The sequence below is a fragment of the Siphonobacter sp. SORGH_AS_0500 genome, assembly GCF_031453245.1.
Taxonomy (GTDB): domain Bacteria; phylum Bacteroidota; class Bacteroidia; order Cytophagales; family Spirosomataceae; genus Siphonobacter.
In genome coordinates, this window is sequence record NZ_JAVIYT010000001.1 from 461251 (window position 1) to 476622 (window position 15372).

Annotated in this window: 9 protein-coding genes and 1 pseudogene; 5 read left to right on the forward strand and 5 right to left on the reverse strand. The window is 44.4% G+C overall.

Annotated elements, in window-relative coordinates; translation table 11 throughout:
* Positions 1–72: 72 nt before the first annotated feature.
* The 4 genes from murC (at position 73) to bshC (ending at position 5486) form a co-directional block, all read left to right on the forward strand.
* A complete protein-coding gene (murC, locus tag QE357_RS02050) occupies positions 73–1464 on the forward strand; it encodes a UDP-N-acetylmuramate--L-alanine ligase (RefSeq protein ID WP_106636633.1) in 1392 nt (463 codons plus the stop codon).
* A gap of 390 nt (positions 1465–1854) precedes the next feature.
* Entirely contained in the window at positions 1855–2298 is a 444-nt protein-coding gene (locus QE357_RS02055) for a carboxypeptidase regulatory-like domain-containing protein (RefSeq protein ID WP_309705440.1), read from the forward strand.
* A 57-nt stretch (positions 2299–2355) separates the two neighbouring features.
* A complete protein-coding gene (gene rimO / locus QE357_RS02060; protein WP_309705442.1) occupies positions 2356–3663 on the forward strand; it encodes a 30S ribosomal protein S12 methylthiotransferase RimO in 1308 nt (435 codons plus the stop codon).
* Positions 3664–3893: 230 nt separating this feature from the next.
* Positions 3894–5486, forward strand: a complete 1593-nt coding sequence (gene bshC / locus QE357_RS02065) for a bacillithiol biosynthesis cysteine-adding enzyme BshC (RefSeq protein ID WP_309705444.1) — start codon at positions 3894–3896, stop codon at positions 5484–5486.
* Between the two features lie 218 nt (positions 5487–5704).
* Here bshC and QE357_RS02070 read toward each other — a convergent pair whose 3' ends face one another.
* Entirely contained in the window at positions 5705–6796 is a 1092-nt protein-coding gene (locus QE357_RS02070; protein ID WP_309705446.1) for a lipase family protein, read from the reverse strand.
* Positions 6797–6903: 107 nt separating this feature from the next.
* On the opposite strand from QE357_RS02070, the pseudogene QE357_RS02075 reads away from it, so the two are divergent.
* Positions 6904–8046: pseudogene (locus tag QE357_RS02075) on the forward strand (cystathionine gamma-synthase); the annotation flags it as partial.
* Between the two features lie 57 nt (positions 8047–8103).
* On the opposite strand, the gene QE357_RS02080 reads toward QE357_RS02075, so the two are convergent.
* The 4 genes from QE357_RS02080 to QE357_RS02095 form a co-directional block, all read right to left on the reverse strand.
* Complete coding sequence (locus QE357_RS02080; protein WP_106636638.1) at positions 8104–8589, reverse strand: hypothetical protein; 486 nt, start codon at positions 8587–8589, stop codon at positions 8104–8106.
* Between the two features lie 24 nt (positions 8590–8613).
* Positions 8614–10086 carry a SusD/RagB family nutrient-binding outer membrane lipoprotein gene (locus tag QE357_RS02085; protein ID WP_307141836.1) on the reverse strand — a complete coding sequence of 491 codons (1473 nt, stop codon included), beginning with the start codon at positions 10084–10086 and terminating at the stop codon, positions 8614–8616.
* An 11-nt stretch (positions 10087–10097) separates the two neighbouring features.
* Complete coding sequence (locus QE357_RS02090) at positions 10098–13202, reverse strand: SusC/RagA family TonB-linked outer membrane protein (protein ID WP_106636639.1); 3105 nt, start codon at positions 13200–13202, stop codon at positions 10098–10100.
* 702 nt (positions 13203–13904) lie between these two features.
* On the reverse strand, positions 13905–15356 hold the full coding sequence (locus QE357_RS02095) for a RagB/SusD family nutrient uptake outer membrane protein (RefSeq protein WP_309705450.1): 1452 nt from the start codon (positions 15354–15356) through the stop codon (positions 13905–13907).
* Between the last annotated feature and the right edge of the window lie 16 nt (positions 15357–15372).

The window sequence follows — 15372 nt, forward strand, 5'->3', positions numbered from 1 at the left end:
TCTCTGTTTTCTCAATTAATAGTGAGGAGGACGGAAAGCCTGAAAATTAATTTTTTTAAAAGCTGATTTTGAATGACTTCGCCCAACGAAATAATCAAGTCTCAACGCATACATTTTATTGCCATCGGTGGAGCAGCCATGCACAACCTGGCTCTCGTCCTGAACCAGAAGGGAATTACGGTAACGGGTTCAGACGATGAAATTTATGAGCCTTCCAAAACTCGCCTGGATCAGGCGGGTCTGTTGCCCGAACAGATGGGTTGGTTTCCCGAAAAAATTACGCCAGAGCTGGACGCTGTGATTCTCGGCATGCACGCCCGGGCGGATAACCCGGAGCTACTGAAAGCTCAGGAATTAGGCATTCGGGTATTCTCCTATCCTGAATTTGTCTTTGAACAAAGTCGTAATAAACAACGCGTAGTCATTGCAGGAAGTCATGGTAAAACCACGACTACAGCCATCATCCTGCACGTTCTGAAATATTTCAACCGGAAATTTGATTACCTCGTTGGAGCCCGCGTCGCTGGTTTTGACACGATGGTGAAATTATCGGATGACGCTCCGCTGATCGTGATTGAAGGCGATGAATATTTCTCTTCACCTATCGATCGTCAGCCTAAATTCCTGCATTATCATCCCCACATTACCCTGATTTCGGGTATTGCCTGGGATCATATTAATGTCTACCCCGAATTTGAGGCTTACGTACATCAGTTTGAATTATTAGCCGAAAGCTCGCCCAAAGGTGGAATGCTAATCTACGACGATACTGACGATGTGGTGTCCGTGATTTCCAAGAAAGAACGGGCGGATGTACAACCTTTCGGATACACTGAACACCCCCATGTGATTCGTGAAGGAGTGACTTACTTGTTAAAACCGAATGGTGAAGAAGTGCCGCTGAAGATTTTTGGTGGGCACAATATGAAGAACCTGAACGGAGCCAAAACGGTACTCGAGAAAATCGGTATCGAAGACTTTATGTTCTACGAAGCGATTCAGTCTTTTACCGGAGCGGCCAATCGTTTGGAGCGGGCGGGTGAAAATGAATCAACGGCAATTTTCCGTGATTTCGCTCATGCTCCCTCTAAACTGGAAGCGACGGCTAAAGCGGTGAAAAATCAATTCCCTGAACGCAAGCTGGTAGCCGTTGTGGAATTACATACGTTCAGCAGCCTCAATAAATATTTCCTGCCTCAGTATAAAGGTAAATTCAATACGCCCGATGTGGCCGCGGTTTATTACAGCCCGCACACCATTGAGCAGAAGAAATTAACGCCCATTTCGCCAGAAGATATTACCGAAACCTTTGGTAACCCTAATCTGAAAGTGTTTACGGACAATCAGAAACTACGGGAGTTTTTATTGGCTCAGGAATGGAATAACGCTAATTTATTACTCATGTCCTCCGGTACGTTCGACGGACTGAACCTGCCCGAACTGGCTGCGGATATTTTGAAGTAAGTGGTGAGTTTGGGGTTTTGTGTTTAGCGTTATTTGGAGACTAGACTTAGAAATATCCAATAAAATAACCCCATCGGGGTTAAATATGGGTAGCCCCGTATGAAATGCAGGGTTAGGTGTGGAATAAAACCCTGACCGAGTTAATAGACCTGAGTGATTACGAAATAAAACAATCCCATTGGGGTTAAATATAAGTAGCCCCGTGTGCAATGGAGGGTTGCGGATGCGGACAATAAAATCCCTCCCCGGGTGATCCACCTGGGGCTATTATGAAATTTAACCCCGATAGGGTTGTTGTGTTATAATTAGAACTAACTCAAAATACTAAACCCAAAACTTCAAACCCGACAAGCGGATATCGAATGGTGTCCGCTTTTTATCTTTCTGTATATGAGAATGTTAACGATTTTATCCGTACTTTTGTGCCTCGTTTTTCAAAGTGAAGCCCAGAAAACGTCGCTTACTTCGGGAATAGTGGGTCAGGTAACCTGGAAATCAGGTAATCAAATGCCCTCGCCCGATCGGCCCATAAAAGCTGCGAAAGGTATTAAGCGGGAAGTCTGGATTTATGAATTAACACCACAGAGCCAGACTGAGCAACTGGATGGTTTTTACCAACGCATCCGAACCAAACGGGTAGCAAAAGTAGTTACCAATCGCCAGGGCAAATTCAAAGTGAAACTGGCTCCCGGAACGTATTCCATCTTCACCAAAGAACATCGGGGACTCTGGGCAAACATCTCGGACGGCGACGGTAATGTGTATCCCATTACGGTTGAAGCCGGAAAGTATACACCGGTGCAGTTTGAGATTAACTACGCAGCCGCATTTTAGACCATTAAAGAAGCAGAACCCCTCGACGAGCCGTTGGGTCTCTTGTCTTACTAGTCAATGAAAACCAAAACATTACGCAAGAATAAAGTCAATATCGTGACGCTGGGTTGTTCTAAAAACCTGGTAGATTCGGAGAACCTTTTTACCCAGCTCAAAGGCAACGGGTATAACGTCGCTCACGAGTCAGAGAAGGACGATTCGCAAATTGTGGTGATTAATACCTGTGGCTTTATTGATAACGCCAAGCAGGAATCCATCGATACCATCCTCCGCTACGTAGACGCAAAAGCCGAAGGTATCGTCGAGAAAGTATACGTAACGGGCTGTTTGTCGCACCGCTATAAAGATGAACTGGAGCTTGAAATTCCAGAAGTTGACGCCTGGTTTGGAAGTAACGAGATGCCTCGCTTGCTTAAAACCTTAAAGGCGGATTACAAGCATGAATTGGTCGGGGAACGCCTGTTGACTACGCCTGCTCATTATGCTTATCTGAAAATCGCTGAAGGTTGCGATCGTCCCTGTAGTTTCTGTGCGATTCCGTTAATGCGGGGTAAGCACGTGTCCCGGACGATTGAAGATCTGGAAACGGAAGTGCGTTCCCTGGCTCGTCGCGGCACGAAAGAGCTGATTCTTATTGCTCAGGATTTGACGTATTACGGACTGGATATTTACAAAAAACGGAATCTGGCAGAGTTAATGGATCGCATTTCGGACGTAGAAGGCATCGACTGGATTCGTCTGCAATATGCGTATCCTTCCGGTTTTCCAATGGACGTGCTGGATGTAATGAACGCTAAGCCAAATATCTGTAAGTATCTGGATATGCCTCTGCAAACGGGTTCGACAGAATTGCTGAAAGTCATGCGTCGTGGCATTACTCGTGAAAAAACGGAAGAACTCATTCATTCCATTCGTGATAAAGTCCCCGGTATCGCTTTGCGAACGACGTTAATCGTCGGTCACCCCGGCGAAACAGAAGAGTTATTCGAAGAGACCTACCGTTTCGTAGAAAGCTCCCGCTTTGATCGTTTGGGGGTGTTCCAGTATTCACACGAAGATTCGACGCATTCGGCCACGATGGAAGACACTATCCCAGCCGAAGAAAAACAGCAACGGGCCGACGACATTATGGAATTGCAACAGGGCATTTCTCTGGAGTTGAATCAAGCCAAAATAGGCAATACCTACAAAGTATTGTTTGATCGAAAAGAAGGCGGTTACTTCATCGGTCGTACGGAATTCGATTCTCCTGAAGTAGATAATGAAGTATTAATTCCCGCTACTCAATACGTAAGTCAGGGTGATTTCGCTCAGGTGCGTATTACTTCTGCGGAAGAATTTGATTTATACGGAGAGTTAGTGTAAAAGCAATGCTAGTTAATAACAGAAAAAAGGATTGAAAGTCAGCTTTCAATCCTTTTTTCGTAGAGACACGATGAGTCGCGTCTGGGTGCGAATAATACTCGTTTAAACGTGAACAAGTGAATTAGTGAAGCTTAGAGGCGATGAATCGCATCTTTACGAACGGGGGTGAAATGTATGAAAAGCACCAACCTGAAAACTTTTTGAACTAAGCCAGACCTGATACAGTTTGTTTGCCAGTCCCGTTTTACGAACTTCGGGCTCGAAATCCCGGTATTATGCAGGTTAGCTGTATCTCTTTAGCCCACACGCGGCAGTTTTCTTCGCTTTTTCAAGAGTTTATTTCTGGTCAGGAAAAACTGAAACCTTTTTATGGAGAGTTTCCTGATTTAGAAGGATTTAGAAAGCAAATTGAGCAGAAAAAATTCGATGTTGAGAAGCGAAAAACGCTCGTTTCTGTCCTCGAAAAACAATATGCAACCATTGAGAATAAACCCGACTTTAGCGTTTTACTCAATGACAAAACCTTTACGGTAACTTCAGGCCATCAGCTTAATATTTTCACGGGTCCGCTCTACGTAATTTTTAAGTTAGTAACGGCAATTAATCTGGCGAAACGGCTCAAGCAGGAATTCCCGGAATATACCTTCGTTCCCGTCTATTGGATGGCTACGGAAGATCATGATTTTGAGGAAATCAATCATTTTCGCCTTTCGGGCAAAACCTATACCTGGCATACCGAGCAAAAAGGAGCGGTGGGCCGGATGAACCCGAAGGAGTTAGCCACTTTACTAAAAGAAATTCCCGAACGATTGCCACTCTTTGAGCAGGCATATCTACAACACGAAACATTGGCAGATGCCGTTCGGTATTACATCCACGAATTATTCGGTGCCGAGGGATTGATTTCGCTGGATGCGGACGATCAGGCTCTGAAAGCCGAATTTCGTCCAGTTATTGAAGATGATATTTTCAATCATACGGCATTTACGCTCGTACAGGAAGCTTCCGAAAAACTGGAGCAACTGGGGTATAAACAGCAGGTAACACCGCGTGAAATTAACTTTTTCTATCTGGAAAATGGCCTGCGTGAACGGCTGATTCCTGAAGAAAACGGCGTTAGTGTGAATGAAACCAATCTTGCTTTTTCGGAAGCGGAAGTACGAAGAATGCTGGAGGAAAGCCCTGAAGTTTTTAGTCCGAATGTCATTCTGCGTCCGGTGTATCAGGAGGTGATTCTGCCTAACCTGGCTTACCTGGGCGGGCCGGGCGAGCTGGCGTACTGGTTACAACTCAAACCCGTTTTCGATCACTACCACATTCCCTTCCCGATTCTGATGCCTCGTAATTTTGCGATGGTTATTAGTCCGGCGACGCAGCGACGCATTACTAATCTGGAATTGGAGCTTGGCGATTTATTTGAGAACGAAGCAGTATTACGGAGGCAGTACGTAGAAAAACACGCCGCGTATTCGCTCGACATTACTCCTGAAACCCAGCAAATTTTAGCGGCGATGGAAGGCATTCGGAAGAAAGCTTTGGTGGTTAATCCAACGCTGGACGGGCATATCAAAGCCGAAGAACAGAAGCTCAAAAATTGGTCCGATCGACTGGATCGACGAATTTTTGCCTCCGAAGCTCAAAATCAGGAAACGGATATGCGTCATTTAAGCGAACTGAAGGCCCACCTATTCCCCGGTGGCGGCTTGCAGGAACGCACCGATAACTTCCTGAATTTCTATCTGGCCAATCCTAAATTCATCACCCAGTTGCTGGATACATTCGATCCACTGCGGTATGAGTTTTATATCCTGAATGAAGAATAATAGGAACGGCTTGGTAATCTTACTAGGCCGTTCATGTTTTATAATAGAATAGTGCGATGATCTCTGTAGAGACGCGACGTTATCGCGGCTGGGTAAGAGGTAAATTTTGTTACCCTTGCCTTATTTTCTTCCGCCATGGCTGGTGAGGACACCAGCCATGGTGAGAGATTTTCATTTCCTAGCCAGCCGCGATGAAGTCGCGTCTCTAGGATCTGTGGTTATTTTCCCGGATAATACGTCTGGCTCAGGCTATAATACGGAACCAGCAAATGGTGAATAAATATATTTTTAGAGCTATCGGGATACTGTTGCCGATAAGCATCGTTAGGCTGTAAAATAATTGGCGAACCTGCCCGCATGTAGTTATTGCCCTTTTCATAATCCGGTTGAGGCAAGTCCTTTTTGTATTTCTTGATTTGCGAATACATCATCTTTCCTAAATTCTTACGAAAACGTTTTTCCGCAATTCGCGTGGCCCGATCCATCCGATTAAAAATCCGGCTCAGTACGATACGGGCAATGAAAGGCTGTTTTTTTAAAGTAGGCCTAATACTTTCGAAAGGGTTAACCTTATTGAAATCTGAAAGCGTCTGAATGGAAAAAGGCGTTTCCGGAACCCAGTCCGAAGCATTTAAAACGGTGTAACTCCACCCATCGCGAGTCAAAAACTCATAATCATAGGCGAAGTATAAATTACCCGGTTTAGGAGCTGCACTGCAATAGGTCTTGAAGCGAATATCCTGAGGTATTTCTTTGCGATTAACTAAATCGGCCAGATACGCACGTGTTAAGTACGCTAAAGCACCGCCCTGACTGTGTCCCATGATTAGAAATTCGCGGGTACCCGTTTTGTATAACTCCTGAATTTTTTCAACGATGGTCGGAGCTAGATCCGACAGCCCGATTGTCCAGCCAACGTGAACCATTGCCCTGGGGTTTTGAGCTAATTGATATCGAAAAACCCTATCGTTACCCAGTTTCAGTTCGCCCGTAGCCGGAATCATGGCGGCGTAGAAATTCTCCAGCCAGCTAGGGGTTTCCTGAACAGTTCCACGAATACAGATTACACCAACGCCATCCGTTCGCTTCCATAACTCCCAAAGATTCTTTAATTCCGATTCAGGGCTGCGGTATAAACGTTCGTAACGGATGGGCTTGGGAATAATGTCAGTTTTGGCGGTATCTACTTGTTGATGAAATAATTGAATCATTTCCCGGTACTCGTCGCCATCAAAACCAGGTTTTAGTTTTTGAGCAAAAGCCGACGAAAGGCTTACTCCCCATAGAAGAAAAAGTAAAAAGGGTTTCATAAATACAGGTTGGAAAAGGTGAATTTTTTAAAAGGAATAGGTTTTTGCACAAAAGAATAAATTAAAGTCAGCTTGTTACCGAACTTACGAAAAAATTAGAACAAAATCTTATGCGTTTTGCCACGAAAGCCATTCATGCCGGCGTTGAACCCGATCCCTCTACGGGAGCGATTATGACGCCTATCTATCAGACTTCTACCTACGTTCAGGAAGCTCCGGGCGTACATAAAGGATACGAATATTCCCGAACCCATAACCCCACCCGAACGGCTTTGCAACAGGCTTTGGCTGCTCTGGAAAATGCGAAACATGGCATTTGCTATGCTTCCGGCTTGGCGGCTACGGATGCTCTACTGAAGTTATTTAAACCCGGCGATGAGATTATTGCTACCAATGATTTATATGGGGGAACGTACCGAATTTTCGTTCGAATTTTCGAAGACTTTGGCCTTAAATTTAAGTTCATCGATCTGGGCGATCCGGCAGTAGTTGATTCGGTTTTTACTGAAAATACAAAAATGCTCTGGCTGGAAACGCCGACAAATCCCTTACTTCGAATTCTGGATATTAAGACTTTAGCAGAGAAAGCCAAAAGTCGCGGAGTGATGACAGTGGTGGATAATACGTTTGCTTCGCCTTTCTTGCAGAATCCATTGGATCTAGGAGCCGACATCGTCATGCACTCGGTTACCAAATACCTCGGTGGTCACTCCGATACCGTTATGGGAGCTTTGATGCTGAATGATGACGAGCTCGCTAGCCGTCTTCGTTTTATTCAGAACGCTTGTGGTGCCGTGCCCGGTCCACAGGATTGTTTTCTGGTATTGCGGGGAATCAAGACCTTACACATTCGCATGAAGCAGCATTGCGAGAATGCCCGGCAGGTAGCGGAATTTCTGGTGAATCACCCCAAAGTAGGGAAAGTCTATTACCCCGGTTTGAAAAATCACCCCGGTCACGAGCTGGCAGCTACGCAAATGCGGGATTTTGGCGGAATGCTTTCTTTCGAACTCAAAGGCGATGATTACGAAGAAGCCATTCGGGTAATGTCGAGCTTTAACGTATTCTCTCTGGGCGAATCGCTGGGTGGCGTGGAGTCCTTATGCACGCATCCGGCAAGTATGACACACGCCAGTATTCCCAAGTCCGAACGTGAGAAGTCAGGGCTGAAAGATACCCTGATCCGGCTAAGCGTGGGTATTGAAGATGTAGAGGACTTGATTGAAGATTTAACCCAGGCGATTGGGTAATCAACAAAAAAGCTCGACCCATGACGGTCGAGCTTTTTGTTACTGAAAGAATCAGGCTTAAGCCGTAATTCGAACCCTCACCTGTACGGGAATGATGGTTGCTCCGTTATCCAGCGTTACCAGGAACATGAAGGCAATTTCACCACCTGCTACAACCAGGGCACGGTTTGCCGCTGATTTTGATTTAAACTGAGACAGACTGGTTGTGAATTTAGCCGTGGTTCCAGTAGCTGCAATAGGAGCGGAGATATAAGTTGCCGTAGCTACTCCACCTGCGTTGATACTGGTGCTTCCAGCAGAAACTTTCGTGATTTCTTTAATCGTACGACCACTACTTTCGGGGATCGAAAGCGTAAATTCTAAGGCAGTAGTCGAATCCTTGATAGACTTAGTAATGTATGGATTGAAACCGTACGTTGTTGTCCCTGGAAACGTTACAGGCACCTCCGGCCGGTTGTCTTCGTAGAATGTTCCGTAGTCACTTTTGCAGGACGTAAAAGCGACGGCCATGCACAAGCTTAGGATGAGAAATATATTTTTCATTTGTGTCAATGATTAGAATTGAAACTAGTTAACGTCCCACCAAACCCGCACGTTCTGTAAAACGTTGTTGGGGAAATTAGGGTTACGAGCAATTTCCTGATCAATGTAACGAGCACGTACCGGACGAGTACCATCCACGCCAACAGCGTTTTGGTGTTGGGCTAACGTTGGGTAACCGGTTCTTCTCCAGTCATTCCATTGCTCTAAGCCGTTACCATACTGAGAAATGTATTTCTGCGTAATGATCTGCTTGATTTTATTGTCGTTGCTACCTGAAAGCGTTACTACTGTTGGGTTCGCTGCGAAATAAGCGGTAATGTCAGCGTCTGAAATACCTGCTGAGCTCATGGAAGCTTTGATGCCTTCTTCGTATAATTTCTGAGCATCACCAGCGGTTCCTAAACGGATTACTGCTTCTGCCAGAATAAAGGCACGCTGCCAGTTAGTAATCAGACGAACGGGGCCTACGCCATTTTCTCCAGTTACGTATGTACTGAACATAGAGCGAGAAGTTGCTGGTGGTGGTGAACCAGCAAAGCCGTTGTCGATGGTTACGTAACTACCACTAGGTCTGGTAACGAAAATCGGCAGGCGAGGATCGTTCAGACCCTGAAGCAGGTTCACAAAACGAGTACTGATCAACTGATCCGTGCTAAACGATGAGTTATACGTATAGGTATAAATCGGACTTTGGCTACCTACCTGACCCCCAAATTTAACGCCCAGATTCTGGTCATTGGTGGTAATGTAGTTATTGCCCTGAAGTACTTCGTTAATGATGGTTTTTGCCCGATCAGGATTAACGCTGCTGATTTGCATAGCCAACTTCAATAACAAAGTATTACCCGCTTTTTTCCAGTTATCCATCGTACCTCCATACACTAGGTCATCAGAGCCCGGTTTGGTGGTGCTGGTTTTTTCTAGATCTGCTAATCCTTCTTTTACTAAGTCGAAAAGGCTTTGGATGCCTTTTTCGCTATTACCTAAGTAAATATCCTGCTGTGAGTCCAGACGAGGTTGCGTATTCGCTTCACCTTTCAGAGCCTCTGAATAAGGAATATCTCCCCAGGTATCCGTTGTCAACGCAAATGTATAGGCCTTCATGATTTTGGCAATTCCAATGTAGGCATTGGAGTTGGTCGTCTGTGCAGCTTCAATCAGTTTGTCGTAATTAATTAAGGCACCTGCATAGATTTCAAAACGCCACTGGTTACCGAAATCAGAACCGTCTGTATTGTACCGGTCCCAGGTAGCAGGGCTACCATTGGCTCCGGCAGTTACACTCATGATGACGCTGGCAAAACGGTTCAGATCGTTGGCATTAGCGAAAGCAGAACCCACCAGGCCACTAGGCAGCAAGGTCGCTGGAGTAACGGTGGTTGGGTTATTCGGCGTTTGGTTAATATCCAAAAAATCAGAACACGAAGATAAAGTGGCTAGCGAGCAGGCAAAAGTCAGCCCGGTAACCCATTTTTTATGTCTTGATAAGAATGTCATGTGAATCATAATTAGAATGTTACACGAAGGTTAACTCCATAATTGCGAGTTGTAGGAATCCCGTTCAAATCCAGACCCTGGATATTACCAGCACCTTGTGTGTTGATTTCAGGATCGCTGGGGAAACCAGGAGCAAACATCCATAAGTTTCTGCCACTCACGCCAACACTAATATTTCCAAATGGGGTACGACTCAGAAGCGTTTTAGGAAGAGCATAGCTTAAAGAAACTTCCCGTAAGCGGTAGGCGGTAGCATCAAATACGGCTCCTTCGGAAGCCAAACCACCTAAGCCCGCCCAGTACGTTTGTGCTGATACCTGGATATTGTTAGGACGAGTCGTTCCGTCAGCGTTTTGAATAACACCGGGCAGAATACGAGGCTGATCGCGATCAATACCCGTGATCTCTGTTTGTCCGGCACTTCTCATGTCAACTTGAGAGAAGGAATAAATCTGACCCCCTTTATTGATGTCAAACAGAGCCGACAATGTAATTCCTTTGAAAGAGAAGTTGTTCGTTAAGCCAGCAATCCAGTCTTTTTGTGGGTTTGAAATAACCTGACCAGCAATACCGGGCAGGAAACCACCCGTGTTAGGGTTAATCAGTAACTCACCACTTTCTGAACGGGCATTAGCCGTTCCAATGATTACACCATAAGGATAGCCTTCCGCAATGGATGGAGAGATACCTATGAAGCCATCACCGTTGATAGTTGAGTTAGTAACGCCTGGAGCAATCGAGATAACTTTATTGCGAATACGAGTAAAGTTCAGCATCAAATCCCATTTGAATGATTTGGTGTGAACCGGAGTGGCTGATACCTGTAATTCAATACCACGGTTACGCATTTCTCCGATGTTCGTAGTACGCGTGTCGTATCCGCTGGAGTTAGAAATGGCTACGTCAAAAATCTGGCTGGTACTTTTGGTATTGAAGAAGGTAAAGTCAATACCTAAACGGTTGTTGAAGAAACCTAAATTCAGACCTGCTTCGTAAGAGGTAACAAATTCAGGCTTCAGGTTCATAGAACCAATTCGATTGCTGATTTGGAAACCAGGAATACTGCTGCCGCCTACACTTAAAGGGAAGGTTACGTCAGCCACGTTATTACCAAAGGCAGCCGTAGTGTATACCGATTGTAAGAGATAGGGATCAGCATCACGACCTACCCGGGCAATGTTACCACGTACTTTGGCATACGAAATAACGTCTGATTCAACTTTGAAAGCCTCCAAAGGAACGAAGCTTAACGCTGCTGAAGGGTAGAAGTAAGCGTTCTGTCCTTTAGGTAAGGTAGATGACTGATCTACGCGGCCGGATAACTCCAGGAATAAATAAGATTTATAATCCAGCGATAACTGGCCATAGTGACCAACCAGTCTTCTTCTGGTTGAAGATTCGTAAGAGCTCGTAAATACCGAACCGTTGCTTACGTTATCAAAACCAGGAATCGTTAATGCCTCTGCACCTACGCCTGACTGTTTGAATGAACGCTGGTTGAGGTTTTGACCTAATAACAACGTAGCATTCAGCCCTTGCACGAATAAATCTTTCTTATTCGCATTGATTAATAAGTCACCGTTTAATTCTGAACGGAACCGTAAATCTTCATCGATTTGTCCCTGGGGGGCACGAGCCGCTCCAATGCGTAAAACTTGTTTTCTATTATCAGTATACGTATCAGCCGTTACTCGGTAACTAACGTTTAACCAATTGGTGATGTCATAACCAACTGACAAGTTTCCGAAGACACGATCAACGTTGCTTTTATAGAATTCGTTTTCCAAACTCCATAAAGGGTGGTTCTGACCGTTTACGAAGTAGATACTTTTACCTGTAGCATCCTGGTAAGGACGTCCTACTAAATCAAAGCTTCTGGGAATACGGGTGATCTGCCCAAAGGCACTACCGCCATTACCCATGATTGTACCAGTCTGAGCTGACTTCACGTAAGTGATAGTTCCTCCTAACTTAACCCCATTTTTCAGTTTTGAGTTACCCCCTACCTGAACACTATGGCGGTCGAATCCACTACGGCGTACTACCCCATCTTGAATGGTACTTGAAATGGTTGCGGCAAAGTTATTGTCCTGATCCCCACCCGCAATGTTCAGCGAGTTTTGAAACATAGTTCCTGTTTGGTAGAAATCACGAACGTTATTCGGATAGGCCTGATAAGGAACGGTTTCGCCCCACGCTGTCTGTACGTTATCAAAACCAGGCGTTCCAAAAGCAGGTCCCCAGGAGGCCGTAGAGTTGTTTACATAGTTGTTCTGCGTACCTTGGCCATACCGGTTTTGGAACTTAGGCAAGTAAGCTACATTTTGCCAGTTAACGGAGGAATTAAACGTCACTTCTGTTTTACCGTTCAAACCTTTACCACTTTTCGTAGTGATAACGATTACCCCGGCAGAAGCCCGTGAACCATACAATACCGAAGCCGCGGGGCCTTTTAGTACGTTGATCGACTCGATACTCTCAGGGCTGATGTCTGAAAGACGGCTGGAAGGCTGCGATCCGAAAAGCGTATTTTGAGAGTTATCCACATCGTTACTGAAGATAATACCATCCACAACGATCAAAGGCTGGTTGTTACCGTTGAAAGAGGTAATACCCCGGATGTTGATGTTGGTAGAAGCCCCCGGAGCTCCCGAAGAACTCGTGATGTTTACCCCGGCTACTTTACCCTGTAAGGTGTTAAGTACGTTAGGTTCAGAACGTTGAGCTAAAGCACTGCCATTTACATTTTGAGTGGCGTAACCCAGCGAACGAGTATCCCGCTCGATTCCCTGAGCCGTTACTACGACTTCATTAAGGGATTCTGAGGTAGGTTGTAATACTACGTCAATGGTTGTTCTGCCGTTAATGGCTTCTTCAACCCGACTAAGACCAATGGAGCTGAAAACCAGCGAGGTAGCGTTATCAGAAATGGTTATACGATAATTACCGTTAGCATCGGAAGTAGTTCCCTTAGTAGTGCCTTTCACTACAATGCTCACGCCAGGAATTGGTGAGCCGTCATCACTGGAAGTTACTCTACCAGTCACAACGCGATCCTGAGCCTGGGCCGTCCACCCGAAAAGCAGCAGGAACGTGAAGAATAAAAGTTTCTTCATGGTTTGTGGATGAATAGTTGGTTAAGAATGAAAATACAAATTGGGTACGCGTAAAATCCTGAAATAGCTCCTGGAAAACCAGAGCTTAATTAGGTAAGCAAAAGACAATTGCTGGAAAATGGAATGAATGCTGAATGAAGAAAGGATAGATATTGCATAGGCTCATAAAATGATGAAGTTGGAATAAAATTACTTACTATGTCATTTATTGAAATGAGCATAAATTACTAAAAAAGTAAATAATTTGATGCTCGTTTCTAAAATGGGCTACAAAAATAGTGGTTTTAAATAAATGGCAAAATTTTATTTGGATAAAAATTGCCGAAGAAAGATTTTAATAAGCTATGAAGCGAGGTAGCCAATTTTTAGAAATGTATAAATAGAGGCTTTAAAGGGTATTTTTTTATTAAAAATGAAAAAAAGAGCCTTTATAAATCCCAAATATTAAATTTTCAGATGATGAAATTATTTTTTCGAAATTTTGCTTTCATTTCAGGATATTCCAAAAAGAAGCAGAATCGTATCCCTCAATGTGGGTTGAGTATTAAATACTATGTATCTCTATTTTATGCTTAATTTAGTGAGTAAGAAAAAATATAAAATAGACCGGGAAATTTATAGATTAGATAAAACGACATAAAAAAACGACTAGCCTTATGAGCTAGTCGTTTGAGTAACATTAATAGGTAATCTAACCAAGGATTAGTTATCCCTCATTAAAGAGTTCAGAGCCAATTCAGAAGCTGCAATCGGCCAGATGTAACCATTTTCATTGGGTGCTTTCGCTGAAATAGAGCCTTTTGCTGGTATGGTTTGCTGCAAACGCATTAAATCGCCATTACGTAAGCCTTCGCCTAAGAATTCAATTCTTCTTTCCAGCAAAATTCCATTGATCAGAGCGGCGGCGTTAGCAAAACTTCCAGCCGTGAAAGTTGTCGTAGCATCCGAGCGATTACGAACAGCATTTAATAAAGCAACTGCTTGAGCGTCTACGCTGTTTGTGGAACGAGCCCTAGCTTCAGCTAGGTTTAATAACACTTCTGCGTAGCGAATCACAGGTACATAATCATGGAAAGTAGTTGGCGTTTTATATTTATTTAACCAGGTTTTGCCACTGTTAGATGCTAAAAGAGATCTTCTTTTATCCGTTTCTTTCCAGCTCGTATTCGCGATAATTCCGTTAGGGTTCAGCGAATATTCCTTATTACCAACCGTTGGAGAATAATAGTAACCCAATTGATTTTGAGTTCCTGGGTTATCCCCAGCATTCGCTGTCATTGGCATCGAGAAAATAGATTCTGCCGTTGTGTAGTTGGTGAAGATAGTCGTAATGTCTGGCTGTAAAGTATGAGCTACGCCCGTAGGAGCAGTAAACGGAGCCGCAGTACTAACAATTTTGTTCGCTTCAGTTATCACACTAGCGTAGTTCTGCATAGCTAGATAAACCCGGGTTTTCAAGGCAATAGCCGTGTTTTTATGAGCACGAGTCGTATTGTCATTCGCCGTTGAATACGTATCAGGTAAAGCGGCTTCGGCTTCGTTCAGATCTTTCAGGATTTGAGCGTAGACTTCAGCAACGGTGCTTCTGGCAATTTCAGACTGGCCAGTACCTTTAATACCCGTTAAACGAAGAGGCACTCCTGGATTATTACCATTACCATCTGCATAAGGACGAGCGTAGTATTGTAGTAAACTAAAATAACTCAATGACCGAATAACTTTGGCTTCAGCAATGTAGCGGTTTCCGGCATCGTTACCCACAACGGTATTACCAGTGGCCTGCATCCCTTCAATGAAGATATTAGCTTTATTGATGGTCAGGTAAGCGTATTGCCATAAGCGTTCAACGGCTGTAGCACTGTTAGTAGGGTTCAAAGACCACACATCTGAACCTGTTACCAGGTTAGAAGTTTCGTTGATGAACTCTTCCCCACGGACGTCTCCGTAGATTACATAGCGGCCTCCGTAAAAGTTACCATGTTTCATGGCCTGATATACCGATAAGAGCTGGGTGGTAATGCGGCTTTCGGTACTAAAGGCAGAGGCATCAGAAACCTCAGTTTGTGGAATAGGAGTCAGGTAATCTCTATTGCAGGAAGAAAAACCTACCAGAGATAAGCAAAAAATGGATGCGTATATGAAATGCTTTTTCATGAATGTTCTCTTTAAA

What these genes read in the sequence shown, in the direction of transcription:
- murC (WP_106636633.1), top strand. Translation starts at nt 73, where the DNA reads ATGACTTCGCCCAACGAAATAATCAAGTCTCAACGCATACATTTTATT.
- QE357_RS02055 (WP_309705440.1), top strand. Translation starts at nt 1,855, where the DNA reads ATGAGAATGTTAACGATTTTATCCGTACTTTTGTGCCTCGTTTTTCAA.
- rimO (WP_309705442.1), top strand. Translation starts at nt 2,356, where the DNA reads ATGAAAACCAAAACATTACGCAAGAATAAAGTCAATATCGTGACGCTG.
- QE357_RS02070 (WP_309705446.1), bottom strand. Translation starts at nt 6,796, where the DNA reads ATGAAACCCTTTTTACTTTTTCTTCTATGGGGAGTAAGCCTTTCGTCG.
- QE357_RS02080 (WP_106636638.1), bottom strand. Translation starts at nt 8,589, where the DNA reads ATGAAAAATATATTTCTCATCCTAAGCTTGTGCATGGCCGTCGCTTTT.
- QE357_RS02085 (WP_307141836.1), bottom strand. Translation starts at nt 10,086, where the DNA reads ATGACATTCTTATCAAGACATAAAAAATGGGTTACCGGGCTGACTTTT.
- QE357_RS02090 (WP_106636639.1), bottom strand. Translation starts at nt 13,202, where the DNA reads ATGAAGAAACTTTTATTCTTCACGTTCCTGCTGCTTTTCGGGTGGACG.
- QE357_RS02095 (WP_309705450.1), bottom strand. Translation starts at nt 15,356, where the DNA reads ATGAAAAAGCATTTCATATACGCATCCATTTTTTGCTTATCTCTGGTA.